At 67.8% G+C, this 26,837-nt stretch carries 25 protein-coding genes and 1 tRNA gene; 23 read left to right on the top strand and 3 right to left on the bottom strand.

Going from position 1 to position 26,837, the window contains the following annotated elements:
- The 14 genes from ACXRVZ_RS00600 (at position 1) to ACXRVZ_RS00535 (ending at position 13,888) form a co-directional block, all read left to right on the top strand.
- Entirely contained in the window at positions 1 to 897 is an 897-nt protein-coding gene (locus ACXRVZ_RS00600) for a helix-turn-helix domain-containing protein (RefSeq protein ID WP_457421481.1), read from the top strand.
- Positions 897 to 2,159 (top strand): flavodoxin-dependent (E)-4-hydroxy-3-methylbut-2-enyl-diphosphate synthase, encoded by a 1,263-nt coding sequence (gene ispG / locus ACXRVZ_RS00595; RefSeq protein ID WP_457421483.1) that lies wholly within the window; start codon positions 897 to 899, stop codon positions 2,157 to 2,159. The genes ACXRVZ_RS00600 and ispG overlap by 1 nt, the downstream gene beginning before the upstream one ends.
- Complete coding sequence (gene hisS, locus ACXRVZ_RS00590; RefSeq protein ID WP_457421485.1) at positions 2,156 to 3,463, top strand: histidine--tRNA ligase; 1,308 nt, start codon at positions 2,156 to 2,158, stop codon at positions 3,461 to 3,463. The genes ispG and hisS overlap by 4 nt, the downstream gene beginning before the upstream one ends.
- Positions 3,464 to 3,499: 36 nt before the next feature.
- Positions 3,500 to 4,168, top strand: a complete 669-nt coding sequence (locus tag ACXRVZ_RS00585) for a YfgM family protein (RefSeq protein WP_457421487.1) — start codon at positions 3,500 to 3,502, stop codon at positions 4,166 to 4,168.
- Entirely contained in the window at positions 4,165 to 5,310 is a 1,146-nt protein-coding gene (gene bamB, locus ACXRVZ_RS00580) for an outer membrane protein assembly factor BamB (protein WP_457421489.1), read from the top strand. Before ACXRVZ_RS00585 ends, bamB begins: the two co-directional genes overlap by 4 nt.
- Entirely contained in the window at positions 5,307 to 6,644 is a 1,338-nt protein-coding gene (der, locus tag ACXRVZ_RS00575; protein ID WP_457421491.1) for a ribosome biogenesis GTPase Der, read from the top strand. Before bamB ends, der begins: the two co-directional genes overlap by 4 nt.
- Positions 6,645 to 6,736: 92 nt before the next feature.
- Entirely contained in the window at positions 6,737 to 6,979 is a 243-nt protein-coding gene (gene hfq, locus ACXRVZ_RS00570) for an RNA chaperone Hfq (RefSeq protein ID WP_056198163.1), read from the top strand.
- Positions 6,980 to 7,166: 187 nt separating this feature from the next.
- On the top strand, positions 7,167 to 8,396 hold the full coding sequence (gene hflX, locus ACXRVZ_RS00565) for a GTPase HflX (RefSeq protein ID WP_457421493.1): 1,230 nt from the start codon (positions 7,167 to 7,169) through the stop codon (positions 8,394 to 8,396).
- 47 nt (positions 8,397 to 8,443) lie between these two features.
- The gene (hflK, locus tag ACXRVZ_RS00560) at positions 8,444 to 9,640 is read left to right on the top strand and encodes an FtsH protease activity modulator HflK (RefSeq protein WP_457421495.1); all 1,197 of its coding nucleotides are present in this window, start codon (positions 8,444 to 8,446) and stop codon (positions 9,638 to 9,640) included.
- 15 nt (positions 9,641 to 9,655) lie between these two features.
- Entirely contained in the window at positions 9,656 to 10,552 is an 897-nt protein-coding gene (gene hflC, locus ACXRVZ_RS00555) for a protease modulator HflC (RefSeq protein WP_457421497.1), read from the top strand.
- Positions 10,549 to 10,731 carry a DUF2065 domain-containing protein gene (locus ACXRVZ_RS00550; RefSeq protein ID WP_457421499.1) on the top strand — a complete coding sequence of 61 codons (183 nt, stop codon included), beginning with the start codon at positions 10,549 to 10,551 and terminating at the stop codon, positions 10,729 to 10,731. The genes hflC and ACXRVZ_RS00550 overlap by 4 nt, the downstream gene beginning before the upstream one ends.
- Before the next feature lie 62 nt (positions 10,732 to 10,793).
- Positions 10,794 to 11,957: an ATP phosphoribosyltransferase regulatory subunit gene (locus tag ACXRVZ_RS00545; RefSeq protein ID WP_457421501.1), complete on the top strand. Its 1,164-nt coding sequence runs from the start codon at positions 10,794 to 10,796 to the stop codon at positions 11,955 to 11,957.
- Between the two features lie 44 nt (positions 11,958 to 12,001).
- On the top strand, positions 12,002 to 13,336 hold the full coding sequence (locus ACXRVZ_RS00540) for an adenylosuccinate synthase (protein ID WP_457421503.1): 1,335 nt from the start codon (positions 12,002 to 12,004) through the stop codon (positions 13,334 to 13,336).
- 30 nt (positions 13,337 to 13,366) lie between these two features.
- Positions 13,367 to 13,888, top strand: a complete 522-nt coding sequence (locus ACXRVZ_RS00535; RefSeq protein WP_457421505.1) for a phosphoribosyltransferase — start codon at positions 13,367 to 13,369, stop codon at positions 13,886 to 13,888.
- A 230-nt stretch (positions 13,889 to 14,118) separates the two neighbouring features.
- Here ACXRVZ_RS00535 and ACXRVZ_RS00530 read toward each other — a convergent pair.
- Positions 14,119 to 14,203 (bottom strand) — tRNA-Leu (locus ACXRVZ_RS00530).
- 69 nt (positions 14,204 to 14,272) lie between these two features.
- On the opposite strand from ACXRVZ_RS00530, the gene rnr reads away from it, so the two are divergent.
- Positions 14,273 to 16,597: a ribonuclease R gene (gene rnr, locus ACXRVZ_RS00525; protein ID WP_457421507.1), complete on the top strand. Its 2,325-nt coding sequence runs from the start codon at positions 14,273 to 14,275 to the stop codon at positions 16,595 to 16,597.
- Positions 16,598 to 16,609: 12 nt separating this feature from the next.
- On the opposite strand, the gene ACXRVZ_RS00520 is transcribed toward rnr, so the two are convergent.
- Both ACXRVZ_RS00520 and ACXRVZ_RS00515 read right to left on the bottom strand, forming a co-directional pair.
- A complete protein-coding gene (locus ACXRVZ_RS00520; protein WP_457421509.1) occupies positions 16,610 to 17,962 on the bottom strand; it encodes an NAD(P)H-hydrate dehydratase in 1,353 nt (450 codons plus the stop codon).
- 10 nt (positions 17,963 to 17,972) lie between these two features.
- Entirely contained in the window at positions 17,973 to 19,223 is a 1,251-nt protein-coding gene (locus ACXRVZ_RS00515) for an NAD(P)/FAD-dependent oxidoreductase (RefSeq protein ID WP_457421510.1), read from the bottom strand.
- 320 nt (positions 19,224 to 19,543) lie between these two features.
- Between ACXRVZ_RS00515 and rpsB the strand changes: the two genes are divergently transcribed.
- The 8 genes from rpsB (at position 19,544) to rseP (ending at position 26,833) form a co-directional block, all read left to right on the top strand.
- Positions 19,544 to 20,290, top strand: coding sequence for a 30S ribosomal protein S2 (gene rpsB, locus ACXRVZ_RS00510; protein WP_457421512.1), 747 nt, complete (start codon positions 19,544 to 19,546; stop codon positions 20,288 to 20,290).
- A 69-nt stretch (positions 20,291 to 20,359) separates the two neighbouring features.
- Positions 20,360 to 21,253, top strand: a complete 894-nt coding sequence (gene tsf, locus ACXRVZ_RS00505; protein ID WP_457421514.1) for a translation elongation factor Ts — start codon at positions 20,360 to 20,362, stop codon at positions 21,251 to 21,253.
- A gap of 96 nt (positions 21,254 to 21,349) precedes the next feature.
- A complete protein-coding gene (gene pyrH / locus ACXRVZ_RS00500) occupies positions 21,350 to 22,060 on the top strand; it encodes a UMP kinase (protein WP_394483787.1) in 711 nt (236 codons plus the stop codon).
- Positions 22,061 to 22,135: 75 nt separating this feature from the next.
- Positions 22,136 to 22,696, top strand: coding sequence for a ribosome recycling factor (gene frr, locus ACXRVZ_RS00495; RefSeq protein ID WP_457421516.1), 561 nt, complete (start codon positions 22,136 to 22,138; stop codon positions 22,694 to 22,696).
- 8 nt (positions 22,697 to 22,704) lie between these two features.
- Positions 22,705 to 23,445 carry a polyprenyl diphosphate synthase gene (gene uppS, locus ACXRVZ_RS00490; protein ID WP_457421518.1) on the top strand — a complete coding sequence of 247 codons (741 nt, stop codon included), beginning with the start codon at positions 22,705 to 22,707 and terminating at the stop codon, positions 23,443 to 23,445.
- Positions 23,446 to 23,454: 9 nt separating this feature from the next.
- Positions 23,455 to 24,291, top strand: coding sequence for a phosphatidate cytidylyltransferase (locus ACXRVZ_RS00485; protein WP_457421520.1), 837 nt, complete (start codon positions 23,455 to 23,457; stop codon positions 24,289 to 24,291).
- Positions 24,288 to 25,472, top strand: a complete 1,185-nt coding sequence (ispC, locus tag ACXRVZ_RS00480) for a 1-deoxy-D-xylulose-5-phosphate reductoisomerase (RefSeq protein ID WP_457421522.1) — start codon at positions 24,288 to 24,290, stop codon at positions 25,470 to 25,472. The genes ACXRVZ_RS00485 and ispC overlap by 4 nt, the downstream gene beginning before the upstream one ends.
- Positions 25,463 to 26,833, top strand: coding sequence for an RIP metalloprotease RseP (gene rseP, locus ACXRVZ_RS00475; RefSeq protein WP_457421524.1), 1,371 nt, complete (start codon positions 25,463 to 25,465; stop codon positions 26,831 to 26,833). The genes ispC and rseP overlap by 10 nt, the downstream gene beginning before the upstream one ends.
- Positions 26,834 to 26,837: the final 4 nt, after the last annotated feature.

The raw sequence follows: 26,837 nt of genomic DNA, 5'->3' as shown, positions 1-26,837 counted from the left end.
ATGGAACCCATTTCCGAGGGACGAGCCCAAGAGCCGACCACCGCCGGCGCCTGGCTCAGGGCCGCCCGCCAGCAGCGCGGCCTGCACATCGCGGCCCTGGCCGTCATGCTCAAGGTGCCTCAGGCCAAGCTGGAGGCGCTGGAGGGCGACCGCTTCACCGAACTGCCCGACGCGACCTTTGCGCGTGCGCTGGCCACGGCCGTGTGCCGCGTGCTCAAGGTGGACGCGGCGCCTGTGCTAGCCCTGCTGCCGCGCACCAGCGAGCTGGGTTTCGACGTGCGCCCGGGGCTGAACCAGCCATTTCGCGAGCGCGGCGCCGGCCCCATCGACGGCGGCGTGCTGTCCCTGTTGAAGCGGCCCGTCGTCTGGGGCTTCGGGCTGCTGCTGATCGTCGCTGCGGCCATCTACTGGGTGCCGGCCGGCTGGCTGCCTGAGCGCGAGCCGACGCCCGCCTTCCCGCCCGCTTCGCTGCCGGCCTCCGGTGTCGTGACGGGCGCGGCCAGTGCGCCCGTCGTCGAGTTCATTCCCGCGCCCGAGCCGGTGGCGGCCTCGGAGCCGGTGCTGTCGATGCCGCCGCCGGTTGTGGCCGCCTCGGCACCCGCCGTGGTCGCCTCCGCGCCGGCGCCTCTGGCCAGCTCGACCAGCCCAACCAGTCAAGCCGGTCCGGCACTGCGCGTGACGGCCACCGCCGACAGCTGGATCGAGGTCGTCGACGCCAAGGGCCAGACGCTGTTGTCGCGTGTGCTGCTCCAGGGCGAGCAACAGGATTTCAGCGGCGCAGCACCCTACAAGGTGCGCGTCGGCAACGTCAATGGCACGAAGATCGAATGGCGCGGCAGCGCCTACGACCTGAAAGCGCGCGCCAGCAACAACGTCGCTCGAGTGGAGTTGAACTGATGAGCGAATACATCATTCCGGAGGCGGCGCCAGCGCCGCGCAAGAGCCGCCAGGCCCGCGTGGTCTGGGGTAATCGTGTCGTCACCGTCGGCGGCGACGCGCCGGTGCGCGTGCAGTCCATGACCAACACCGACACGGTGGATGCCATCGGCACGGCCATCCAGGTCAAGGAGCTGGCGATTGCCGGCTCGGAGATGGTGCGCATCACCGTCAACACGCCCGAGGCCGCCGAGCAGGTTCCCTACATCCGCGAGCAGCTCGACCGCATGGGCATCGACGTGCCGCTGGTGGGCGACTTCCACTACAACGGCCACCGTCTGCTGACCGAGTACCCGGCGATGGCGCAGGCGCTGTCCAAGTACCGCATCAACCCCGGCAACGTCGGCAAGGGCGACAAGAAGGACCGCCAGTTCGCGATGATGGTCGAGGCCGCCGCCAAGTACGACAAGGTCGTGCGCATCGGCGTCAACTGGGGCAGCCTGGACCAGGAGCTGCTTGCGCAGTTCATGGACGAGAACGCCCGCCGCGCCGAGCCCTGGGACGCCAAGCCGGTCATGTACCAGGCGCTCATCGAGTCCGCGCTGACCTCGGCCGACTACGCCGCCGAGCTGGGCCTGAACCGCGACAACATCATCATCAGCTGCAAGGTCAGCGGCGTGCAGGACCTGATCTCGGTCTACCGCGAACTGGCCCGCCGCTGCGACTACGCGCTGCACCTGGGTCTGACCGAGGCCGGCATGGGCACCAAGGGCACGGTGGCCTCCTCGGTCGCGCTGGGCATCCTGGCGCAAGAGGGCATAGGCGACACCATCCGCGTCAGTCTCACGCCCCAGCCGGGCGAGTCGCGCACGCAGGAAGTGGTCGTCGCGCTGGAGATCCTGCAGGCGCTGGGCCTGCGCCACTTCAACCCCAGCGTCACCGCCTGCCCCGGCTGCGGCCGCACCACCAGCACGACCTTCCAGGAACTGGCCAAGCAGATCGACGACTTCCTGCGCCTGCAGATGCCGGTCTGGCGCAACAAATACCCGGGCGTCGAGGAGATGAAGGTGGCCGTCATGGGCTGCATCGTCAACGGCCCCGGCGAGAGCAAGCATGCCGACATCGGCATCAGCCTGCCCGGCACCGGCGAGGCCCCGGCCGCGCCCGTCTTCATCGACGGCGTGAAGGCGTTGACGCTGCGTGGCGACAACATCGCCAACGAGTTCCACGCGCTGGTCGAGAACTACATCGAGAAGCGCTTCGGCGCGACCGCTACCGCATGAGTGAAAGCAAGAAGGTCCCGCCGCTGCAAGCGGTGAAGGGCATGAACGACATCCTGCCGCCGGAATCGGCGCGCTGGGAGCAGCTTGAAGCCACGATGCGCAGCGTGTTGCAGCGCTACGGCTACAGCAACGTGCGCGTGCCCATCGTCGAGCCCACGGCGCTGTTCGTGCGCGGCATCGGCGAGGTGACCGACATCGTCGAGAAGGAGATGTACGCCTTCGAGGACCGCGCCGACAAGCACGGCCAGGCCGAGCACCTGGCGCTGCGCCCCGAGGGCACGGCTGGCGTCGTGCGCGCCATGATCGAGCACAGCTACCTGCGCGACAGCCCGCGCCGGCTGTACTACGTCGGCCCCATGTTCCGCCGCGAGAAGCCGCAGAAGGGCCGCTACCGCCAGTTCCACCAGATGGGTATCGAGGCGCTGGGCTTTGCCGGGCCGGACGTGGACGCCGAGGTCATCCTGCTGGCGCGGACGCTGTGGCGCGAGCTGGGGTTGAAGGAGGGCGTGGACGTCACGCTGGAGATCAACTGCCTGGGTCAGCCCGAGGAGCGCCGCGCGCACCGCGAGGCCCTCATCGCCTATCTCGAGCAGCACCAGGACGTGCTGGACGAGGAAGCCAAGCGCCGCATGTACGCCAACCCGCTGCGCGTGCTGGACACCAAGAACCCCGCCATGCAGGCCATGGCCGAGGGCGCGCCGCAGCTGCTGGACTACCTCGGCGGCGAATCCCAGGCCCACTTCAACGGCGTGAAAGCGCTGCTGGCCTCGGTTGGCCTGGCCTACCGCATCAACCCCCGCCTGGTGCGCGGGCTGGACTACTACAACCTCACCGTCTTCGAATGGGTGACCGACAAGCTCGGCGCCCAGGGCACGGTCTGCGCCGGTGGCCGCTACGACGGCCTCGTCGAGCAGCTCGGCGGCAAGCCCACGCCGGCGGTCGGCTTCGGCCTGGGCCTGGAGCGCCTGCTGCTGCTGCTCGAGACGCTGGGCCTGCAGTCGCCTGCGCCTGCGCCGGATGTCTACGCCGTCGTGCCCGACCCGGCCGAGCTGCCGCGCATCCTGCCCGCGCTGGAGGCGCTGCGCGCGGCCGGCGTCAAGGTGCAGATGCATGCCGGCGGCGGCTCGTTCAAGTCGCAGTTCAAGAAGGCCGACGCCTCGGGCGCGCGCTTCGCGCTGGTCTTCGGCGGCGACGAGCTGGCGCGCGGCGAGGTGGCCGTGAAACCCCTTCGCGACGGCGCCGAACAAGTCGCCCGGCCCCTCGCCGACGTGGCCGCCTGGGCGGCCGAGTTGCGCACCGCATAATCCCGGGCCCTGCCCGCACCACGCTGTATTCCTCTCATGGCATCGCATCTCGACCTCGAAGAACAAGAACAACTCGACCAGCTCAAGGCCTTCTGGAAGCGCTGGGGCAATCTCATCACCTGGGTGCTGACCGCCGCGCTCGCTGCCTTTGCCGCCTGGCAGGGCTGGAACTGGTACCAGCGCGAGCAGGCCGCCAAGGCCGCAGCGATGTACGAGGAGTTCGACCGCGCCCTCACGGCCCAGGACGCCGACAAGGCCGCCGCAGCCGCTGGCGACCTGAAGACGCGCTATGCCAGCACCGGCTATGCGGCTCAGGCCGGCCTGCAGGTCGCCAAGCTGCAGCTCGACAAGGGCAAGGCCGACGAGGCCAAGCAAAGCCTTGCTTGGGTGGCAGAGCATGGCTCCGAAGTCGCCTACCGCGACCTCGCCCGCCTGCGCCTGGCCGGCCTGCAGCTCGACGCCAAGGCGTTCGACGAAGCGACCAAGACGCTGGACGCGATCAAGTCCCCTGAATTTGCCGCCCTCGTGGCCGACCGCCGCGGCGACGCCCTGCTGCTGCAGGACAAGCGCGATGCTGCCAAGGCCGAGTACCAGAAGGCCCTGGCCGGCCTGGAGAAGACGCAGGACTACCGCCGCATCGTCGAGGCCAAGCTGGCCACGCTGGGCGTGCCCACTGCCGTCGAAACCACCGGAGCCGCGCAATGAAGCGCCTCGTTCAGATCACGCTGATTTCGCTGGCGGCGGCTTCGCTGTCGGCCTGCTCGACGATCTCGTCGACGTGGAACAACTGGTTCGGTGACGCCAAGACCAAGCCCGCCGTGCTGGAGACGCTCTCCGGCCCGGCCACGGGCCGCGTGCTGTGGAGCAGCAAGGGCGATGACGTCACCTTCCCGCTCAGCATCGCAACGCCCGGCGACAGCTTCGTCGTCGCCAGCACCGATGGCACGGTGCGCGCACTGGCCGCCGTCGACGGCCGCGAGCTGTGGCGCGGCACGGCCGGCGCCAAGCTGGCTGCAGGCGTCGGTAGCGACGGCCGCTTTGCGGCGGTGGTCAACCGCGACAACGAACTCGTCGTGCTGGACGCCGGCCGCGTGGTCTGGAAGAAGGCCTTGCCCACGCCCGTCATCGCCGCGCCGTTGGTGGCCGGCGAGCGCGTCTTCGCGCTGACGCTGGACCGCCAGGTGCTGGCCTTCGACGCCCTCGACGGCCGCAAGATCTGGGAGCTGCGCCGCCCCGGCGAGCCGCTGACGCTGGCCAAGGCCGGCGTGCTGCTGGCCTACAAGGACACGCTCATCGTCGGCCAGGGCGCACGCCTGGCCGGCGTCGACCCACTCAAGGGCCAGCTGCGCTGGGAGGCCAGCGTGGCCACGCCGCGCGGCACCAACGAGGTCGAGCGCCTGGCTGACCTCGTCGGCCCGGCCGTGCGCCAGGGCGAAGTGATCTGCGCACGCGCCTTCCAGTCCTCGGTGGGCTGCGTCAACGCCGAGCGCGGCAGCGCGCTGTGGAACCGCGTCGTCGGCGGCACCAACGGCATCGGCGCGGACGACCAGGTCGTCGTCGCCGCTGACGCCTCGGACCGCCTGTCGGCCTGGAAGCTGGCCAACGGCGACCTGGCCTGGTCGGCCGACCAGTTCCAGCTGCGCAAGCTCTCCGCGCCCGTGCTGCTGAACAAGCAGGTGCTGGTGGGCGACTCCGAAGGCCAGCTCCACCTGCTGGACCGCGACACCGGCAAGACCCGCTCGCGCATCGCCACCGACGGCTCGCCCATCGCCACCATCACCCTGCTGGGTGACACGGCCCTGGTCGTGACCAAGAACGGCGGCCTGTTCGCCGTGAAGGCCGAATGAAACCAGTCATCGCCCTCGTCGGTCGCCCCAATGTGGGCAAGTCGACGCTGTTCAACCGCCTGACGAAGTCGCGCGACGCCATCGTGGCCGACTTCGCCGGCCTGACACGCGACCGCCACTACGGTGACGGCCGCATGGGCGACCGCGAGTTCATCTGCATTGACACCGGCGGCTTCGAGCCCGACAGCAGCACCGGCATCGTCAAGGAGATGGCCAAGCAGACCAAGCAGGCCGTCGCCGAGGCCGACGCTGTCATCTTCGTCGTCGACATCCGCTTAGGGCTTTCGGCGCATGACAGCGACATCGCCCGCTATCTGCGCAGCGTCAACAAGCGCGTGCACCTGGCCGTCAACAAGGCCGAGGGCATGAGCGAGTCGCCGCTGATGAACGAGTTCCATGAACTCGGCATGGGCGAGCCGCACCCGATTTCGTCGGCCCACGGCCAGGGCATCCGCAGCCTGCTGGATGCGGTGCTGGAGCCGTTTGAAGATGCGACCGAGGAGTTCGGCGCCGGCCCGCAGGAAGACGGTGTCATCCGCCTGGCCGTGGCGGGCCGCCCCAACGTCGGCAAGAGCACGCTGATCAACACCTGGCTCGGCGAGGAGCGCCTCGTCGCCTTCGACATGCCGGGCACCACGCGCGACGCGATCTCGGTCGACTTCGAGCGCAACGGCCAGAAGTTCAAGCTCATCGACACGGCCGGCCTGCGCCGCAAGGGCAAGGTCTTCGAGGCCATCGAGAAGTTCTCGGTCGTCAAGACGCTGCAAGCCATTGCCGACGCGCACGTCGTGCTGCTGCTGCTGGACGCCACGCAGGGCGTGACCGACCAGGACGCCCACATCGCCGGCTACATCCTCGACAGCGGCCGCGCGGTGGTGCTGGCCCTCAACAAGTGGGACGCCGTCGACAGCTACCAGCGCGAGACCTTGCAGCGCCAGATCGAGCAGCGCCTGACCTTCCTGAAGTTCGCGCCCATGCACAACATCTCGGCGTTGAAGCGCCAGGGTTTGTCGGCGGTCTGGAACTCGCTGGCCGACGCCTATGCCTCGGCCTACCGCAAGATGACGACGCCGGTGCTGACCCGCCTCATCCACGAGGCCGTGGAGCACCAGCAGCCCAAGCGCTCAGGCGTGTCCCGCCCCAAGATGCGCTACGCCCACCAGGGCGGCCAGAACCCGCCCATCGTCGTCATCCACGGCAACGCACTGGATGGTGTGACCGAGGTCTACAAGCGCTACCTGGAAGGCCGCATCCGCGCGCACTACAAATTGGTCGGAACGCCGCTGAAGATAGAGCTACGTTCTTCGAAGAATCCCTTCGACGAAAAGACCTAGGGTGACGGCCGGATGCGGCAAAACCCTGTGTTAAGGTCCAACCCGCATTCCCCGATTCCCCCTTCTTCCCCCCGAAAACTCGGAGCATACCGATGAGCAACAAAGGCCAACTTTTGCAGGACCCTTTTTTGAACCTGCTGCGCAAAGAGCATGTGCCGGTCTCGATCTATCTGGTCAACGGCATCAAGCTGCAAGGCCACATCGAATCGTTTGACCAATACGTCGTGCTGCTGCGCAACACCGTGACCCAGATGGTCTACAAGCACGCGATCTCCACCGTCGTGCCGGGCCGTGCAGTCAACTTCCACGCTGGCGACGCTCCCGCAGACGCCTGATCCCACCGCCCTTGTCCTCGACCTTCGACAACGCCGCGACGCCGCCCGTGAGGGCTTGAAAGCAAATCTGCCAAGCCCGCTCGTGACGCCAAAACGCCCCCACTCGTCGTTGCAAATGCGCGCCGCAGCACCTGCTGCGGCTGTGCTTTGCGCCTAGATTGGGACCGTTTTGACGCCCCGCTCGGACATGTCAGATTCACTCTCAAACCCTGAGGCAGCGCGCGCCATTCTTGTGGGTGTCGATTTCGGTCGGCAGTCCGCGAAGCAGGGCTTCGATGAAAGCCTTGACGAGCTGGCCCTGCTGGCCGAGTCCGCCGGCGACACCCCTGTCGCCAAGGTCATCGCCCGCCGCCAGGCGCCCGACGCGGCGCTGTTCGTCGGCTCCGGCAAGGCCGACGAGATCAAGCTGCTCGTGCAGGCGCACCAGGCCCACACGGTGCTATTCGACCAGGCCATCTCGCCCGCCCAGCAGCGCAACCTCGAGAAGGTGCTCGGCGTGCCCGTCGCCGACCGCACGGCGCTGATCCTCGAAATCTTTGCCGCCCGCGCGCAAAGCCACGAGGGCAAGCTGCAGGTCGAGCTCGCACGGCTGCAATACCTGTCCACGCGCCTTGTGCGCCGTTGGAGCCACCTGGAGCGCCAGAGCGGCGGCATCGGCATGCGCGGCGGCCCCGGCGAGGCCCAGATCGAGCTGGACCGGCGCATGATCGAGGACCGCATCAAGAAGACCAAGGAACGCCTGAAGCAGGTGCAGCGCCAGCGCAGCACGCAGCGCAAAGCGCGTGCGCGCAATGGCGTCTTCAAGGTCTCGCTGGTTGGCTACACGAACGCGGGCAAGAGCACGCTGTTCAACGCGCTGACCAAGGCGCGCGCCTATGCCGCCAACCAGCTGTTCGCGACGCTGGACACGACGACGCGCTCGCTCTACCTGGAGCAGGCCGGCGCCAGCGTCTCGCTGTCGGATACGGTCGGCTTCATCCGTGACCTGCCGCACAAGCTCGTCGAGGCCTTCCGCGCGACGCTGCAGGAGGCGGCTGATGCCGACCTGCTGCTGCATGTCGTCGATGCTTCCAGCCCCGCGCTGGACGAGCAGATCACCGAGGTCGAGCGCGTGCTGGCCGAGATCGGCGCGGCCGATGTGCCGCAGATCCTGGTCTACAACAAGCAGGACCTGCTGGCCGACGACCAACGCCCGCGCGAGGTCGTTGACGCCGTGCTGCGCGCCGCAGGGGGCACCCGGCCCACGCCGCGCGTCTTTGTCAGTTCGCTGGACGGCAGCGGGCTGTCCGAACTACGCCAGCTGATTGCAACGGCCATGCAGGCCCAGCCCTTGATTCCCGACGAGCGGGACCCACGTTTCGACTCTGATCCGTCGGACGACCCCGAGCCCTCTTCCTCAGACTCTTCGCAGGCATGAGCAGCACCTCCCACACACCGCCCCGCAGCCCTTGGGCGCAGCGTCTGATGACGCCCATCGCCAGAGCCGCGGGCCGGCTGCTGAACAACGGCCGCAACGACGGCCCGCCCGACCTCGACGAGCTCTGGCGCGACTTCAACCGCAAGCTCTCCGGCATGTTCGGCGGCAAGTCCGGCGGGCCTGCCAGTCCTGGCGGTTCGGGGGGCACGCCCGACATGAAGGGTGCCGGCATAGGCGCGGGCCTGATTGCCGTCGTCGTCGTGCTGGGCTGGCTGTCCAGCGGCTTCTTCATCGTGCAAGAGGGCCAGCAGGGCGTTGTGACGTGGTTCGGCAAGTACAGCAAGACGGTCGAGGCCGGCTTCCAGTGGCGGCTGCCCTACCCGTTGCAGCAGCACGAGATTGTGTCGGTCACGCAGCTGCAGCAGGTCGAGGTGGGCCGCAACACGGTCGTGGCCGCGACCGGCCTGCGCGACTCGTCCATGCTGACCCAGGACGAGAACATCGTCGACATCCGCTTCACGGTGCAGTTCACGATCAAGAACGCACAAGAGTTCCTTTACGAGAACCGCGAGCCTCGCGAGGCGGTCACGCTCGCTGCCGAGTCGGCGGTGCGCGAGATCGTCGGCAAGAGCACGATGGACTCGGTGCTGTACGAGCAGCGCGACGCCATCGCGACCGATCTGGCCAAATCCGTCCAGCTTCAACTGGACCGTCTGAAGGCCGGCATCCAGGTCAAGAACGTCAACGTGCTGAGCGTGCAACCGCCCGAGCAGGTGCAGGCTGCCTTTGAAGACGCCTTCAAGGCCGGGCAGAACAAGGAACAGACCAAGAACGAGGCGCAGGCCTACGCCAACGAAGTCATCCCGCGCGCCCAGGGTGAGTCGGCCAAGCTGCGCGAGCAGTCCGAGGGCTACAAGGCCCGTGTCATTGCCACGGCCGAGGGCGATGCGCAGCGCTTCAAGAGCGTGTTGACCGAATACCAGAAGGCGCCGCAGGTGACGCGCGACCGCCTCTACATCGACGCGATGCAGCAGGTCTACAGCAACGTCAGCAAGGTCATGGTGGACAGCAAGAGCGGCTCCAACATGCTTTACCTGCCGCTGGACAAGCTCTTGCAGCAGGGCAGCAGTGGCAGCGTGACGGTGTCCGCTCCCCAGCCCACCACGCTACCCGACCCGCAGACCGTGCCCAGTGCCAACGACCTGCGCAGCCGTGACAACCAGCGCAGCCGTGACGGCCGCTGATCGAGGATGCCTTCCATGAACCGAATTGCCGCCATCGTCGCCGGCGCCCTCGTCGTGCTGATGCTGCTGTCGTCCATGCTCTTCATCGTCGACCAGCGTCAGTTCGCCGCGGTCTATGCGCTGGGTGAGATCAAGGAAGTCATCACCGAGCCGGGCCTGAAGTTCAAGCTGCCGCCGCCGTTCCAGAACGTCGTGCTGCTGGACCGCCGCGTGCAGACACTGGACAGCGCCGAATCGCGCCCCATCTTCACGGCCGAGAAGAAGAGCCTGGTCATCGACTGGCTCATCAAGTGGCGCATCACCGAGCCGCGCCAGTTCATCCGCAACAACGGCGCTGATATCCGCAACATCGAGAACCGCCTCTCGCCTGTCGTGCAGGCAGCGTTCAATGAAGAGGTGACCAAGCGCACGGTCATCGCCGTGCTGGCCACCGAGCGCGAGAAGGTCATGAACGATGTGCGCAAGCGCCTGGCCGACGAGGCCAAGCAGTTCGGCATCGAGATCGTCGACGTGCGCATCAAGCGTGTGGACTTCGCCTCCGGCATCACCGACTCGGTCTATCGCCGCATGCAGTCCGAACGCCAGCGTGTGGCCGCCGAGGCCCGCTCCACGGGCACGGCCGATGGCGAGAAGATCAAGGCCGATGCCGATCGCCAGCGCGAAATCATTGTTGCCGAGGCTTATCGGGACGCGCAGAAGATCAAGGGTGAAGGCGATGCCAAGGCCTCGGCCCTGTACGCCGAAGCCTTCGGCCGCGACCCGCAGTTCGCGCAGTTCTATCGCTCGCTGGAGGCCTACCGTGCCAGCTTCGCGAAGAAGAGCGACGTGATGGTTGTCGACCCGGGCAGCGATTTCTTCAAAGCCATGCGGGGCTCCGGCGCCGCACCTGCCGCCGCCCCAGCGCGCAAGTGACCGAACTGCTGGCCGCGCTGGCGCTGGTGCTGGTCATCGAGGGGCTGACGCCCCTGATCAGCCCGACGCGCTGGCGTGAGGTCTTCAGCCGCGTGCTGGCGATGAGCGACGGCCAGATCCGCTTCATCGGCCTGGCCAGCATCCTGCTCGGTCTGTTGGGACTGCTCTGGTTGCGCTGATCTGAAGGCTGGGTCCCGGGAGGCACCGGTAGAATGCCGTTTTTAACCGCCTGCCTTCGCCCATGTCCTCTGCTTGGCTGCTGCCCGAGCACATCGCCGATGTCCTGCCTTCGCAGGCGCGCCGCATCGAAGAGCTGCGTAGAGAGCTGCTCGACATGGCCCGCAGCTACGGCTGCGAGCTGGTCATCCCGCCGTTGCTGGAGCACCTCGACTCCCTGCTGTCCGGCACCGGAAGCGGCTCCGACATCAAGCTCTTCAAGCTGGTCGACCAGCTCTCTGGCCGCTCGCTCGGCGTGCGCGCCGACACGACGCCGCAAGTCGCCCGCATCGATGCCCATCTGCTGAACCGCCAGGGCGTGACCCGCCTTTGCTATTGCGGCCCGGTGGCGCACACGCGGCCCGACGGCCTCAACACCAGCCGCGAGCCGCTGCAGTTCGGTGTCGAGATCTACGGCCACGCCGGCCTGGAAGCCGACCTCGAAGTGCATGAGCTGGCCCTGGACGCGCTGCGCCGCGCCGGCCTACGCGACGTGATGCTGGACCTGGGCGACGCTCGGCTGCTGCAAGGCGTGCTCGACGGCGTCAAGCTGGCTCCGGAAGTGCTGGAGGCGCTGACCGCTGCATTGGCTGCCAAGGATCTTTCCGCGCTGTCCGCGCTAAGCGCTGACATGCCCGCCATCACGCGCGACGCGCTGCTGGCCCTGCCCAGTCTCTTTGGTGGCCGCGAGGTTCTGGACCAGGCAGCGCGCCGCCTGCCCGACCATCCGCTCGTCAAGGCGGCGCTGGCCGATCTGGACTGGCTGGCTGGTCATCTCGCCGTCGTTCATCCAGAGGTCGGCCTGGGCTTCGACCTGGCGGACCTGCAAGGCTATGCCTACTACACCGGCATCCGCTTCGCGGCCTATGCGTCGGGGTGCTCAGATGCCGTGCTGCGCGGCGGCCGCTACGACGAAGTCGGCGCCGCCTTCGGCCGCCGTCGCCCGGCCGTGGGCTTCAGCCTGGACCTGAAGACGCTGGTGACGCTGGCGCCCGCCACACCGCTGCGTGCCGCTGTGCGCGCGCCCTGGGGCGAGGACGCCTCGCTGCGCCAGGCCGTGCGCACGCTGCGCGAGCAGGGCGAGACCGTGGTCTGCGTGCTGCCCGGGCATGAGCACGAGGCCGATGAATTCGACTGTGACCGCGAACTGGTTCGCGAGCACGCCGACTGGGTCGTCCGGGCGCTCTGAGCGCGGCGGCCCAAACCAATCCTAAGTTTCAGCAGGCAAAGAAGATGCAAAGCCAAACCGCGCGTGGACGCAATGTGGTCGTCGTCGGCACCCAGTGGGGTGACGAGGGCAAGGGCAAGGTCGTGGACTGGATGACGGATCACGCCCAGGGTGTGGTGCGCTTCCAGGGCGGCCACAACGCGGGCCACACGCTCGTCATCAAGGGTGTGAAGACGGCGCTGCAGCTCATCCCCAGCGGCATCATGCGCGACGGCGTGGCCTGCTACATCGGCAACGGCGTCGTGGTCGACCCCACCCACCTGCTGAGCGAGATCGAGCGCCTGGAAGCTGCCGGCGTCGAGGTGCGTTCGCGCCTCTTCATCAGCGAGTCCTGCCCGCTGATCCTGCCCTTCCACGTCGCCGTGGACAAGGCGCGCGAGCTGCTGCGCGAGAGCAGCGGCAGCGGCAAGATCGGCACCACCGGCAAGGGCATCGGCCCGGCCTATGAAGACAAGGTCGCCCGCCGCGCACTGCGCGCCCAGGACCTGAAGCATCCCGAGCGCTTCGCCAAGAAGCTGCGCGAGCTGCTTGAGCTGCACAACTTCGCGCTCACCGGCTACCTGAAGGCGGAGGCGCTGGCCTTCGAGCCCATCTTCGAGCAGGCCATGAAGATGGCCGAGCAGATCAAGCCCATGCTGGCCGACGTCGGCTACCTGATCCACAAGGCCCACCAGGCCGGCGCCAACATCCTCTTCGAAGGCGCCCAGGGCACGCTGCTAGACATCGACCACGGCACCTACCCCTACGTCACGTCCAGCAACTGCGTGGCCGGCAATGCCGCTGCCGGTGCCGGTGTCGGCCCGCAGCTGCTGCAGTACATGCTGGGCATCACCAAGGCCTACACGACCCGCGTCGGTTCCGGCCCCTTCCCGACCGAGCTGGACTGGGAAGTGCCGGGCACCGTCGGCTACCACCTGTCCACCGTCGGCCAGGAGCGTGGCACCGTCACCGGCCGTGCCCGTCGCTGCGGCTGGCTGGACGCCGCCGCGCTGAAGCGCTCGATGATCATCAACGGCATCAGCGGCCTGTGCCTGACCAAGCTCGACGTGCTGGACGGCCTGAGCGAGATCAAGATGTGCGTGGGCTATGAGCTCAACGGCCGTCAGCTCGACATCCTGCCGCTGGATGCGGACGAGATTGATGCTTGCACGCCGGTGTTCGAGACCTTCCCCGGCTGGACCGAGATCACCTTCGGCGCCACATCCTGGGACGCGCTGCCGGCCAATGCGCGCAGCTATCTGAAGCGCGTCGAAGAAGTCATCGGCACACCCATCCACATGGTGTCCACGGGTCCCGACCGCGAGCACACCATCGTGCTGCGCCATCCTTATTCCGCCTGAACCCCTTCACACCACGGAGAAGCGATCACCATGCTGACCGACGACGGTAAACATCTCTACGTGTCCTGGGACGAGTACCACCTGCTGACCGAGCGCCTCGCCCTCAGGGTGCACGCCTCGGGCTGGCAGTTCGACCAGATCCTGTGCCTGGCGCGCGGCGGCATGCGCCCGGGCGACGTGCTGTCGCGCGTCTTCGACAAGCCGCTGGGCATCATGTCCACCAGCTCCTACCGCGCCGAAGCCGGCACCATCCAGGGCCGGCTGGACGTCGCCAAGTACATCACCATGCCCAAGGGCGAGGTCGCCGGTCGTGTGCTGCTGGTGGACGATCTGGCCGATTCGGGGGTCACCCTGCAGGCCGTGGTCGAGCGCCTGCGCGGCATGCCCGCCATCACCGAACTGCGCTCGGCCGTCATCTGGACGAAGAAGGTCTCGGCCTACACGCCGGATTACTTCGTCGAGATGCTTGAAACCTCGCCGTGGATCCACCAGCCGTTTGAGGAATACGACGGCATGGGTCCGGAGCAGCTGGCGAAGAAGTTCGTCGTTTGAGGGTTCCGTTGAGTGGCACGATGCGAAAAAGCTCGGTTTGTGCCGCCACTCGCCGAAGGCCCCGTCGAGGGGCCATCGGCGGGGACTCGGTCACCTCCGGCGACCCCGGCAGCCACACGCCTTTGCCGCGTTCCGCGTCCCACTTTGGAGCGCGCTCCAAAGTGGTCGAGTCCTCTCCTGGGCACCAAAGAAAAAGGCCAGCACTTGCGTGCTGGCCTTTTTCTTTGATTTGGTGCCCAGGAGAGGACTCGAACCTCCACGGAGTTACCCGCTAGTACCTGAAACTAGTGCGTCTACCAATTCCGCCACCTGGGCAAGGTGCTCAAGACTTCTTGTCGAAGACCTGGGCCGTTTCAGGAAAGCAAGGATCATATCATCAAATACTTGAAGAACTCTAACCCTTCGCCTACGGGCGATGGCGCCGGCTTGCTTGCCGAGGTCGAAGGCACGCTGCAAGGCCATCGTGACGGCCATGGCTTCCTGATCCCCGACGACGGCTCGGCCGACGTCTATCTGTCGTCTCAGGAGACCCACACCGTCATGCACGGTGACCGCCTGCGCGTGAAGGTGATTCGCTTCGACAAGCGTGGCCGCCCCGAGGGCAAGGTGCTGGAGATCCTTGAGCGCAAGAAGCGGCCTCTCATTGGCCGCCTGCTGCTGGAATCGGGCATCTGGCTGGTCGCGCCCGAGGACCGGCGCATGGGCCAGGACATCCTCATCCCCAAGAACGGCATCGCTAACGCAACCGCCGGCCAGGTCGTCGCCGTCGAGCTGACCGAGCCGCCGTCGCTGTACTCCAAGCCGGTCGGCCGCGTCGTCGAGGTGCTGGGCGAGATCGACGACCCCGGCATGGAGATCGAGATCGCCGTGCGCAAGTACGACGTGCCGCACCGCTTCAGCCCGGAGACGCTGGCGCAGTCCGCCAAGCTGCCGGAGAAGATGCGCGCCGCCGACCTGAAGGGCCGCATCGACCTGCGCGACGTGCCCCTGGTCACCATCGACGGCGAGGACGCGCGCGACTTCGACGATGCCGTCTACTGCGAGCCCTTCAAGCAGGGCCGTGGCAAGAAGGCCGTCGAGGGCTGGCGCCTGCTGGTGGCCATCGCCGATGTGTCGCACTACGTCAAGCCCGGCGAGGCGCTGGACGGTGACGCCTACGAGCGCGCCACCTCGGTCTACTTCCCGCGCCGCGTCATCCCGATGCTGCCGGAGAAGCTCTCCAACGGCCTGTGCTCGCTGAACCCGTATGAAGACCGGCTCAGCATGGTCTGCGACATGCTCGTGTCCAGCGACGGCACCGTCAGCGCTTACCAGTTCTACCCGGCCGTCATCAGCTCGCACGCGCGCTTCACCTACACCGAGGTCGCGGCCATCCTGGCCAACACCCACGGCCCCGAGGCCGCCAAGCGCCGCGAGCTTGTTCCCCATCTGCTGCATCTGCACGAGGTCTATCGCGCCTTGCTGGCCGAGCGCGGCCGCCGCGGCGCCATCGACTTCGAGACCACCGAGACGCAGATCGTCTGCGACGACAACGGCCGCATCGAGAAGATCATCCCGCGCACGCGCAATGACGCGCACCGGCTGATCGAGGAGGCCATGCTGGCCGCCAACACCTGCTCGGCGGACTTCATCCAGTCGTCCAAGCACCACGCGCTGTTCCGTGTGCATGAAGGCCCCACGCCCGAGAAGCGCACGACGCTGCAGAACTACCTGCGCTCGCTGGGCATCGGCTTCGGCATCTCCGACGACCCGACGCCGCGCGAGTTCCAGCAGATCGCCCAGGCGACCAAGGACCGCCCCGACGCGCAGCAGATCCACACCATGCTGTTGCGCTCCATGCAGCAGGCCATTTACACCGGCATCAACTCCGGCCACTTCGGCCTGGCCTATCCGGCCTACACCCACTTCACGAGCCCGATCCGCCGCTACCCGGACCTGCTGGTTCACCGCGTCATCAAGTGCCTGCTTGCCAACAAGCGCTACACGCTGGACCCAGCCAAGATGAACGTGCCACAGGCGCCCAAGCGCCCTGGTCGTGCGGCGCCGCCCAACCCTGCAGAGGCCCGCAACGAGGCCGAGCGCTGGGAAGTCGTTGGCGCGCATTGCAGTGCCAACGAGCGCCGTGCCGACGAGGCCAGCCGCGATGTCGAGGCCTGGCTGAAATGCCGCTACATGCGCGACCGCCTCGGCGAGGAGTTCGCCGGCACGGTCTCGGCCGTCACGTCGTTCGGCCTGTTTGTGCAGCTGGACGCGCTCTACGTCGAAGGTCTCGTGCACATCACCGAGCTGGGCGGCGAGTACTTCAAGTTCGACGACGTGCGCCAGGAGCTGCGCGGCGAGCGCACCGGCATCCGCTACGCCACCGGCGCGCGCGTGCAGGTGCAGGTCAGCCGCGTCGACCTGGACGGGCGCCGCATCGACTTCCGCCTCGTGCGTGATTCGGACGAGGCGCGGGGGTCCAGCCGAGGTGCGGCAGGCAAGCCTCAAGGCAAGCCTTCCGGCAGGGCGCCCGCGAAGAAGCGTGCGCCCAAGACCGCAGTGGAGGCGCTCGATGATGTGCAGCAGACCGACCGCGACGTGAAGCAGAGCCGCAAGGCCGTCGTCGCATCGCTGCACCCGGTCAAGGCGGCGCAGCAGGCCGCGAAACGGGCGTCCAGCCGCGCTGCCAAGAAGACCGCGCCCAAGCCGGCGCCACGCAAGCGCCGCTGAGTGCGTTGAGCGTCAGTGCTGCGCGGCCAGGCGTTCTATGAGATCGCTGGCGCGCAGCACGCCGCTCACCTCGCCGGCCCGGCCGTGCGCTTCCACACCGGTGCAGGCGATGCGGTGGGCACTGGCGCCCGGCTGCTGAGCCCACAGGCCACCCAGCCAGCCGGCCAGCACGTCGCCGCTGCCGGCCGTGGCCAGCGCCGGCCCGCCGCTGGCGCAGAGGGCTGGGCGCTCATTCGTTGAAGCGATGACGCTGCCCGAGCCCTTCAGCACCGCGGTGCAGTTGAAGCGCGCCGCCAGTTCGCGCGCCGCCGCAAGGCGGTCGGCCTGCACGCTGCCCGTGTCGCGCCCCAGCAGCCGGGCAGCTTCGAGCGGATGCGGCGTCAGCAGCGATGAGCCGGGCGGCCGCGCGCGCAGCAGATCCTGCAGGGCCGCATCGGCGGCGATGGCATTCAGCGCGTCGGCGTCCAGCACCACGCGCGGCAGCATTTGCAGCAGTGCGGGCAGGCCATTTGCGATGGCTGCCCCGGCGCCACAGCCGATGACGCCAACGGCCTGCGGCACGTCTGCCAGCCGGCCGCGCATCAGTTCGAGCCGGCCGGGATCGGCAGCTTCTTCGGCGGCCAAACCCAACAGGTCCATGTAGACGCGCCCCGCGCCACAGGCCAGGGCCGCCCGCGCCGCCAGCCGGGCCGCGCCCTGCATGCCCGGCGCACCACCAACGACCAGCACCTGGCCGTGGCTGCCCTTGTGGCTGGTGGCGCTGCGTTCGGGCCGAGGCGCCGGGCCGAGTAACTCCGCCGTGGGTGCTTCATCGGTCGCGATGCCCAGGTCATCAAACCAGATCCGCCCGGCATGCGCGCGGCCCTCGCCGGTGAAGAGGCCGGGTTTGAGCGTCAGCAGCGTCAGCGTGTGGTCGGCGCGCACCGCCCGTTCGCCGGCGGGCTGGCCGGTGTCGGCAAGCAGCCCGCTGGGCAGGTCGACGGCCAGGATGGGCGCGCCGCAGGCCTGCATCGCGGCGATGGTCGCAAGCAGTTCGGTGGAGGGCGCGCGGTTCAGCCCCAGGCCGAGCAGTGCATCGATGACGAGGGCCGGGCGCTCCGGGGAGTCGTGGCCGACGTGAACGGCAACGCCAGCATCGGCCAGCCGCCGCGCCGCGACGTAGCCATCGCCGCCGTTGTTGCCCTGGCCGCAGACCACCCACACCGGGCCCGCGCCGCGCCGCAGCGCCAGCGCGAGCTTGGCTGCGGCCAGGCCGGCGCGCTCCATCAGGTCAGGTGAGTGCAGCAACGCGCGCGCCTCGATGTGCCGGCTGGCGACGACGTCGAACAAGGGCAGGGCAGTGGCAGTGGGCAGCAGCGCGCGCATGCCCACGAGCTTAGGCCAGTCGCTGCGGACCCAGCGGGCCGATGTCGAGCGTTGATGTCTGTCCGGCAATCTGCTGGGCCAGCAACAGGGCCGCGCCGCAGGCCAGCCCCCAGCCATGGCCGCCGGGCGACAGGTTGAGCCACAGGCCCGCCCGGCCACTGGCGCCGAGCAGGGGCAGGCCGTCGGCCGCCAACGCGCGCCGGCTTGTGCTGTGCTGCACCTGGCTATGCAGGACCGAGCCGGGGAACCAGTGCTGCAGGCTGCGATGCAGGGCCTCGAAGTCCGCTGTGTGCTTGTCCTTGCGGCCAGTCACTGCGAGGTCGCCGGTCACGCGCACGCGCTGACCGATGCGTGTGACGGCCAGGCCACGCGAGGGGTCGACCCAGCCGGCCTTGGGGCCGAGGTCGGGGTGGGCTTCGAGCAGGCGCAGCGGCGCCGTGACCGAGGCTTCGTGCCGGGCCGCCAGCGGCAAGCGCCGGCCGAGCAGGGCCGGCGCGTCGAGGCCGTTGCACAGCACGACGGCATCGAAGCGTTCGTCCTGGGCGCCAAGCAGCTGCGGCAAGGTGTCGCCGGCGTCGCGCTCGGCGGCGCGTGTCGGCGCCTCCGGCGGCGGCGTGTACTCGTGGCGCAGCGTCAGACCGGCGCCATCGGCGGCGATGGCGCGCACGGTGGTGTGGAAGCGAAAGGCTGCGCCCAGGTGCTGGGCCTGCTGGCGCAGTTGCTGGGCGAAGAGGCGCGCATTGCCGGCGCCGCCGTGGGCGAGGGCCAGCGCACCGGCGAGCGGCGCCTCGGCATTCAGCCCCGGCTCGCGACGGCGCGTCTGTTCGGGGTCGAGCAGCTCGATGGCCAGGCCGATCGCCTTCCAGCTGTCGAGCCGGGCTTGCGCCGCTGCGACACGCCTGGCATCGACGAGCGCGACGAGCAGGCCATCCGCAGCCTCGTCGTCCAGGCCCAGGCTGCGGCGCAACTCGTCCGTGCGAGCCAGGCCGAGCTGGCTGAGCGCCGCCAGTGTTGACGGCGCATCGCCGCCGCGCCGGCCGGCGCGCCAGCGGCGCCAGCGCCAGGCCAGCGGCGCCGGCGTTGGGGCCTCACCCAGAAGAGGCACGAAGGGTGACAGCAGCGCGCTGCTCGCGAAGCTGGCCTGCTCGGCCACGCTGCCGCCACGCTCGAAGACCCGCACCTGCCAGCCTAAAGCGGCCAGCTCGTAGGCCGTGGTCACGCCAGCCAGGCCGGCGCCCACCACCGCGACGCGGCGGCTCAAGTGCCCACCTGATGGGAGGCCCGGACGGGCGAGCTCGCGGCCACTGCGGGGTGGCGTCGGCTGAAAGAGGCCATGGGCTTGTGTATACTCTGCGGGTTTTGCCGGAGGCGGCAGCGCATTTCAGCGCTGCAAGACCTTGGCAAGACGGTTGTGAGGGGTGTGTGGCTGATGAATTCAGCGCCACTCGTCGCAACAAATCGCAAACCGGCCCACAAAGGTGTTGTGGTTTGCGGCTCTTGTGAGTCAGCTGAAACGGCTGTATCCAGGTGCTGCAACGCAATTCGGGCCGGATTTTAGACACAACCTTCGGAGTAAGACCCATGTCTGTCACGATGCGCGAGATGCTGGAAGCCGGCGTCCATTTCGGCCACCAAACCCGCTTCTGGAACCCCAAGATGGCCCCGTATATCTACGGCCATCGCAACAAGATCCACATCATCAACCTCGAGAAGACGCTGCCCGCGTTCAACGATGCGTTGAAGTTCGTGCGTTCGCTGGCTGCCAAGCGCGGCACCATCCTGATGGTCGGCACGAAGCGTCAGGCCCGTGAAGTGATCGCCTCGGAAGCCCTGCGCGCCGGCATGCCCTACGTCGACGCCCGTTGGCTCGGCGGCATGATGACCAACTTCAAGACGGTCAAGACCTCGCTGAAGAACCTGAAGGACATGCAAGCCCAGGTTGACGCCGGCACCCAGCCCGCGATCAAGAAGGAAGCGCTGATGTTCCAGCGTGACATCACCAAGCTCGAGAAGAACATCGGCGGCATCCAGGACATGACCTCGCTGCCCGACGCCATCTTCGTCATCGACGTCGGCTATCACAAGATTGCCGTCGCCGAAGCCAAGAAGCTCGGCATCCCCGTCATCGGCGTCGTGGACACCAACCACTCGCCCGTGGGCATCGACTACGTCATTCCCGGCAACGACGACTCGGCCAAGGCCGTGGCCCTGTACGCCCGTGCCATCGCTGACGCCGTGCTCGAAGGCCGTGCCAACGCCACGAACGAAGTGCTGGCTGTGGTTGCCCCCGCCGGCGACGAGTTCGTCGAGGTCTCCGAAGAGGCTTAAGCCCTTTCGACCCCGCATCTGAAAGGGGCCGCGAGGCCCCTTTTGCCAACCGAAATCTGGAGAAACGAAATGGCTGCTATCACCGCAAGCATGGTGGGCGAACTGCGTGCCCGCACCGACGCCCCGATGATGGAGTGCAAGAAAGCACTGACCGAGGCCGACGGCGACCTGGGTCGCGCTGAGGAAATCCTGCGCGTCAAGCTCGGCAACAAGGCCGGCAAGGCCGCCTCGCGCATCACCGCCGAAGGCATCGTCGCCTCCGCCGTCGTCGGCGGCAACGGCGCGCTGATCGAAGTGAACTGCGAGACCGACTTCGTCTCGAAGAACGACGCCTTCCTGGCTTTCGTGGCTGCACTGGCTGGCCTGGTCGCTGAAGCGGCCCCCGCTGACGTGGCCGCCCTGTCGGCGCTGCCGCTGTCGCAAGAAGGCTTCGGCCCGACGGTGGAAGACGTGCGCAAGGGCCTGATCGGCAAGATCGGCGAGAACCTGTCGATCCGCCGCTTCCAGCGCTACACCGGCAGCAAGCTGGCCACCTACCTGCACGGCACTCGCATCGGCGTGGTCGTCGAGTTCGAAGGTGACGACGTGGCCGCCAAGGACGTGGCCATGCACATCGCCGCGATGAAGCCCGCCGCCCTGTCCAGCGCCGACGTCTCGGCCGAGCTGGTCGAGAAGGAGCGCCGCATCGCCACCGAGAAGGCTGCCGAATCCGGCAAGCCCGCCGACATCATCGCCAAGATGGTCGAAGGCTCGGTGCAGAAGTTCCTGAAGGAAGTCTCGCTGCTGGACCAGGTCTTCGTGAAGGCCGCCGACGGCAAGCAGACCGTGGGCGCCCACCTTAAGGCGGCCAACACGACGGTCAAGGGCTTCACGCTCTACGTCGTCGGTGAAGGCATCGAGAAGAAGGTCGACGACTTCGCCGCCGAAGTGGCTGCGCAGGTCGCGGCTGCCAAGGGTCAGTAAAGACCCTTGTGAAATGAAAGGGCGCCAAGTTGGCGCCCTTTAAACTTCCGGGCCACTGCCAGCCTGTTTCCAGCCTTCCAGACTCCAGAGGACACCATGCCCGCGTACAAGCGCATTCTGCTCAAACTCTCCGGCGAAGCCCTGATGGGTGACGACGCCTACGGCATCAACCGCGCGACCATCGTGCGCATGGTGCAGGAAGTCCGCGAGATCACGCAGATGGGTGTAGAAGTCGCCGTCGTCATCGGTGGCGGCAACATCTTCCGCGGCGTGGCTGGCGGCTCGGTCGGCATGGACCGCGCCACGGCCGATTACATGGGCATGCTGGCCACGGTCATGAACTCGCTGGCCCTGGCCGACACGATGCGTCAGGAAGGCATGATCGCCCGGGTCATGTCCGCGATCGCCATCGAGCAGGTCGTCGAGCCCTATGTGCGCCCCAAGGCGCTGCAATACCTCGAAGAGGGCAAGGTCGTCGTCTTCGCCGCAGGCACCGGCAACCCCTTCTTCACGACCGACACGGCCGCCGCGCTGCGCGGCGCGGAGATCGGTGCCGAGATCGTGCTGAAGGCCACCAAGGTCGACGGCGTCTACACGGCCGACCCCAAGAAAGATCCGAGCGCGACGCGCTATACCAGCATCACCTTCGATGAGGCCATCTCGAAGAACCTGCAGGTGATGGACGGCGCCGCCTTCGCGCTGTGCCGCGACCAGAAGCTGCCGATCAAGGTGTTCAGCATCTTCAAGACCGGCGCGCTCAAGCGTGTCGTGCAGGGCGAGGACGAAGGCACGCTGGTGCACGTCTAAAACCTTAATCAGTTGGGGACAGAGCTACTCGCTGACGCTCGGGCGGTCTGTCCCGCAAATTCATAGGTATCGATCATGAGCATTGCCGACATCAAGAAGAACGCCGAGGCCAAGATGGCCAAGTCGATCGAGGCACTGAAGAACGACCTGCACAAGATCCGCACCGGCCGTGCTCACCCCGGCCTGCTGGATCAGGTCAACGTCGACTACTACGGTTCGCTGGTGCCCATCTCGCAGGTGGCCAACGTGACGCTGCTGGATGCCCGCACCATCTCCGTCCAGCCCTGGGAAAAGGGCATGGGCGCCAAGATCGAAAAGGCCATCCGCGAGAGCGACCTGGGCCTGAACCCGGCCAGCCAGGGCGACCTGATCCGCGTGCCGATGCCGCCGCTGACCGAGGAGCGGCGCCGTGACCTGACCAAGGTAGTGCGCAACGCCGGCGAGGACGCCAAGATCGCCGTGCGCAATCTGCGCCGTGATGCCAACGAGCAGGCCAAGAAGATGCTCAAGGACAAGGAAATCGGCGAGGACGACGAACGCCGCAGCCTCGACGAAGTGCAGAAGCTCACCGACCGCGTGATCGCCGAGATCGACAAGCTGATCTCGGGCAAGGAAGCTGAGATCCTGGCGGTTTGAGCGCCGTCTTGAGCACATCCGCCAACGTGTCGCAAGACCGCCCGGCGCCGCCGCGCCACGTCGCCATCGTCATGGATGGCAACGGCCGTTGGGCTAAGAAGCGCTTTTTGCCGCGCTTCTTCGGCCACAAGGCCGGTGTGGATAGCCTGGTCAAGATCGTCCAGGCCTGTATAGACCGCGATATCGAGCACGTCACAGTCTTCGCGTTCTCCAGCGAGAACTGGAAGCGGCCGAGCGACGAGGTCTCCGGCCTGATGGGCCTGGTGCTGGCGGCCGTGAGCCGCTACCTCGCCAAGATGGGCGCGATGGGCGTGCGCATCCGCATCGTCGGTGACCGCGAAGCTGTCTCCGACAAGCTGCGCAATGCCTGGAACGAGGCCGAAACGACCACGGCGCACAACACCAAGCTGACGCTGAACGTTGCCTTCAACTACGGTGGCCGCTGGGACATCGTCCAGGCCTGCCGCAAGGCCATCGAAGCCGGCGTGCCCGCGCATGAGCTGACCGAGGCCCGGCTGTCGGAGTTCATGGCCATGAGCTATGCGCCCGACCCCGACCTCTTCATCCGCACCGGTGGCGAGGTTCGCATCAGCAACTTCCTGCTCTGGCAGGCGGCGTACACCGAGTTCGTGTTCTCGGAATGCCTCTGGCCCGAGTTCGGCGAGCGTGAACTGGATGCGGCGATTGCCGCCTTCCACGAGCGCGACCGCCGCTTCGGCGGCGTGAAGGAAACGCCGCCTGCGGCGTAAGGTGCAGCCATGCTCAAGACCCGTGTCATCACCGCCGTCGTGCTGCTGGCCATCCTGCTGCCGGTGCTGTTCGTGGCGTCGCCCTGGCCTTTCGCCTGGGTCGCTGTCGCCATGATCGGCGCGGCCGGCTGGGAGTGGGCGCGGCTGAACGGCCTCCCCGGCACGGGCGCCATCGCGGCCGGCGTGGGCCTCGCGCTGGCCTGCGTCTGGACGCTGCTCATCGGCGGGCTGAACGCGCCGCCGGCCTGGGTCTGGTACCTGGCCAGCCTTGTCTGGGTGCTTGGCGGCGCCTACGCGCTGCACGCCGGGCCGGCAGGCTGGCCGCGCATCGCCCGCGGCGCGCGGTTGGCGCTTGGCGCCGTGCTGCTGTGGGGCGCCTGGCTGGCCATCGTGCAGGCCAAGGTGCATGGCATCAACTTCATCCTGTCCGTCTTCTGCCTGGTGTGGATGGCCGACATCGCCGCCTACTTCTGCGGCCGCGCCTTCGGCAAGCGCAAGCTGGCGCCGGCCATCAGCCCGGGCAAGAGCTGGGAAGGCGTCTGGGGTGGCCTGGCCGGCGTCATCCTGCTCGGCTTCGTCTGGGTCCACGTCATCGACGTGCAGGTCGCCGTCGACTCGCCCAGCCTCTACACGCTGCTGGTGCAGCGCCACGGCATCGTCTCGTTGTTGGCCTTGGTCTTCCTCGGCGCGATGAGCGTCGTCGGCGACCTGTTCGAATCCCTCGTCAAGCGTGCCGCCGGGGCCAAGGACAGCAGCAACCTGCTACCCGGCCATGGCGGTGTGCTGGACCGCATCGACGCGCTGCTACCGGTGTTCCCGCTGGCACTTGCGCTGATCAGCCTATGACCCGCCAACGCGTCTGCGTGCTGGGCTCGACCGGCTCCATCGGCGTCAACACGCTGGACGTTCTCTCACGCCACCCAGAGCGCTATGAAGTCCTCGCGCTGAGCGCGATGAGCCGCGTCGACGAACTGCTGGCGCAATGCCTGACTTGGGCGCCGCGTTACGCCGTCATGCCTGAGCGGGACGCCGCCGCGAAGCTGCGCGAACGCCTGCGTGAAGCCGGCAGCCGCACCGAAGTGCTGGACGGCGCCCAGGCGCTGGCCGACATCGCCGCGCACCCGGACGTCGACACCGTCATGGCGGCCATCGTCGGCGCTGCCGGCCTCGCACCGGCCATCGCTGCCGCCCGCGCCGGCAAGCGCCTGCTGCTGGCCAACAAGGAAGCCATCGTCGTCGGCGGCGCCCTGTTCATGCAGGCGGTGGAGCAGGGCGGTGCGACGCTGCTGCCCATAGACAGCGAGCACTCGGCCATCTTCCAGTGCCTGCCGGAAGACCGCAGGACCTGGCACGACCGAATCGACCATATCGTGCTGACGGCCTCCGGCGGCCCGTTTCGCAGTCGCGACCCAAAGACGTTGGCTGACATGACGCCCGACCAGGCCTGCGCCCACCCCAACTGGGTCATGGGCCGCAAGATCTCGGTCGACTCGGCGACGATGATGAACAAGGCGCTCGAGGTCATCGAGGCGCGCTGGCTGTTCAACCTCACGCCCGAGCAGATCAAGGTGGTCATCCACCCGCAGAGCATCATCCATTCGATGGTGGTCTGCCGCGACCAGTCCGTGCTGGCCCAGTTGGGCACGCCCGACATGCGCGTGCCCATCGCCTACGGCCTGTCCTTCCCGGAGCGCATCACCTCGGGAGCCAGCCGGCTGGACCTGCTGACCACGCCCAGCCTCACGTTCGAGGAAGCCGACGCCGTGCGCTTCCCCGGTCTGCACCTGTCCTGGCAGGCGTTGCGCGGCGCCGAAGGCAGCACGACGGTGTTGAACGCGGCCAACGAGATCGCCGTAGACGCCTTCCTGAACGGCCGGCTGCGCTTCGACCGCATTCATGCGCTCAACGCCCATTGCCTGGGCGCCGTCAGCCCCCACGCGGGGGAATGCACGAGCATCGACGGCCTGCTCGCGCTGGACGCCCGCGTGCGCGAACTGGCGCAAAAGCAGGTGCTCGCATGGACATGATCCAGAAGGCCTTCTGGTTCCTCATCGCCATCGGCATCCTGGTGCCCATCCACGAGTGGGGCCACTACCGCGTTGCACGGGCCTGCGGCGTCAAGGTGCTGCGTTTCTCCGTCGGTTTCGGCCGCGTGCTGTGGAGCCGTGTCGGCCGTGGTGGCACCGAGTTCGCGATCAGCGCCGTGCCGCTGGGCGGCTATGTGCGCATGCTGGGCATGGGTGATGAACCCGTCGCCGCCCACGAGAGCGACCAAGCCTTCAAGAACCGCCCGGTGGGGCAGCGCGCCGCCATCCTCGCGGCCGGCCCGGCGGCCAACTGGCTGCTGGCCATCCTGCTGTTCGCGGTGGTGGCCTGGATAGGCAGCGACCAGCCGAAGGCGCTGCTGGGCACGCCGCCCAGCGCCTCGCTGGCCGAGCGCGCCGGCCTGCATGCCGGCGACTGGGTGCGCGCCGTTTCTGATGACGGTCAGCAGTGGGACGACGTGCAGTCCCTGCCCGACCTTCAGGCCGCCGTGGCGCGTGCCCAGGCCTTGGGTGAGGGCCTTCATCTGTCTGTCACCAGCGCTCAGGGCCATGCATCGCGCAGCCTGCGTCTGGAGACCGAACGCCTGGCCGGACGCGCGCCGGACGCCGGGCTGTTCAACGACATCGGCCTGGTGCCGCTGGCCGAGCCCTTGATCCGCCAGGTGGCGGCCGGCGGGGCGGGCGATGCAGCGGGCCTGCAAGCCGGCGACCGAGTGCTGTCCATAGACGGCCAGGTGGTGCCGGATGCCGGGTATCTGCGCGACGCCATCCGGCGCGCCCACGACGGCGAGCAGCCGCGCGCGATGGCCTGGCGCGTCGAGCGTGGCGGGCATGTGGTCGAGTTGAGCCCGACGCCGCGCATGGTCGACGACGCAGGTGGCCGTATCGCGCGGCTGGAGATCGGCGTCGGCACATCACCGGAAACGGTCTCCGTCAGCTATGGCCCCGTCGACGGTCTGTGGCGCGGTGTCCAGCAGAGCTGGGACATGGCGACGACAACCGTCAGGCTGATCGGCCGCATCCTCATCGGCGAAGCCTCGGTAAAGAATTTCAGCGGACCGCTGGCGATTGCAGACTACGCGGGCAAGTCGGCGCAGGCCGGCTTGTCGCCGTTCCTCAATACCCTGGCGACGCTCTCGATGAGCCTGGCGATCCTGAACCTGCTGCCGCTGCCAATGCTCGATGGCGGGCACCTCATGTATTATCTTTTCGAGGGTCTGAGTGGCCGCCCCCTCTCCGAGTGGTGGCAGCAGCAATTGCAGCGAGCTGGCTTGCTGATCCTGATGCTGATGATGGCCTTGGCCCTTTCCAACGACGTCGCCCGCTATGCGGGTTGGCACTGAAACT

This window comes from Roseateles sp. P5_E8, assembly GCF_054177665.1.
This window is presented reverse-complemented; position numbering and strand designations above follow the sequence as displayed.

Bases quoted from the DNA above. Each gene is read 5' to 3' on its own strand.
- ACXRVZ_RS00600 (WP_457421481.1), top strand. From the start codon at position 1: ATGGAACCCATTTCCGAGGGACGAGCCCAAGAGCCGACCACCGCCGGC.
- ispG (WP_457421483.1), top strand. From the start codon at position 897: ATGAGCGAATACATCATTCCGGAGGCGGCGCCAGCGCCGCGCAAGAGC.
- hisS (WP_457421485.1), top strand. From the start codon at position 2,156: ATGAGTGAAAGCAAGAAGGTCCCGCCGCTGCAAGCGGTGAAGGGCATG.
- ACXRVZ_RS00585 (WP_457421487.1), top strand. From the start codon at position 3,500: ATGGCATCGCATCTCGACCTCGAAGAACAAGAACAACTCGACCAGCTC.
- bamB (WP_457421489.1), top strand. From the start codon at position 4,165: ATGAAGCGCCTCGTTCAGATCACGCTGATTTCGCTGGCGGCGGCTTCG.
- der (WP_457421491.1), top strand. From the start codon at position 5,307: ATGAAACCAGTCATCGCCCTCGTCGGTCGCCCCAATGTGGGCAAGTCG.
- hfq (WP_056198163.1), top strand. From the start codon at position 6,737: ATGAGCAACAAAGGCCAACTTTTGCAGGACCCTTTTTTGAACCTGCTG.
- hflX (WP_457421493.1), top strand. From the start codon at position 7,167: ATGTCAGATTCACTCTCAAACCCTGAGGCAGCGCGCGCCATTCTTGTG.
- hflK (WP_457421495.1), top strand. From the start codon at position 8,444: ATGACGCCCATCGCCAGAGCCGCGGGCCGGCTGCTGAACAACGGCCGC.
- hflC (WP_457421497.1), top strand. From the start codon at position 9,656: ATGAACCGAATTGCCGCCATCGTCGCCGGCGCCCTCGTCGTGCTGATG.
- ACXRVZ_RS00545 (WP_457421501.1), top strand. From the start codon at position 10,794: ATGTCCTCTGCTTGGCTGCTGCCCGAGCACATCGCCGATGTCCTGCCT.
- ACXRVZ_RS00540 (WP_457421503.1), top strand. From the start codon at position 12,002: ATGCAAAGCCAAACCGCGCGTGGACGCAATGTGGTCGTCGTCGGCACC.
- ACXRVZ_RS00535 (WP_457421505.1), top strand. From the start codon at position 13,367: ATGCTGACCGACGACGGTAAACATCTCTACGTGTCCTGGGACGAGTAC.
- ACXRVZ_RS00520 (WP_457421509.1), bottom strand. From the start codon at position 17,962: ATGCGCGCGCTGCTGCCCACTGCCACTGCCCTGCCCTTGTTCGACGTC.
- rpsB (WP_457421512.1), top strand. From the start codon at position 19,544: ATGTCTGTCACGATGCGCGAGATGCTGGAAGCCGGCGTCCATTTCGGC.
- tsf (WP_457421514.1), top strand. From the start codon at position 20,360: ATGGCTGCTATCACCGCAAGCATGGTGGGCGAACTGCGTGCCCGCACC.
- pyrH (WP_394483787.1), top strand. From the start codon at position 21,350: ATGCCCGCGTACAAGCGCATTCTGCTCAAACTCTCCGGCGAAGCCCTG.
- frr (WP_457421516.1), top strand. From the start codon at position 22,136: ATGAGCATTGCCGACATCAAGAAGAACGCCGAGGCCAAGATGGCCAAG.
- ACXRVZ_RS00485 (WP_457421520.1), top strand. From the start codon at position 23,455: ATGCTCAAGACCCGTGTCATCACCGCCGTCGTGCTGCTGGCCATCCTG.
- ispC (WP_457421522.1), top strand. From the start codon at position 24,288: ATGACCCGCCAACGCGTCTGCGTGCTGGGCTCGACCGGCTCCATCGGC.
- rseP (WP_457421524.1), top strand. From the start codon at position 25,463: ATGGACATGATCCAGAAGGCCTTCTGGTTCCTCATCGCCATCGGCATC.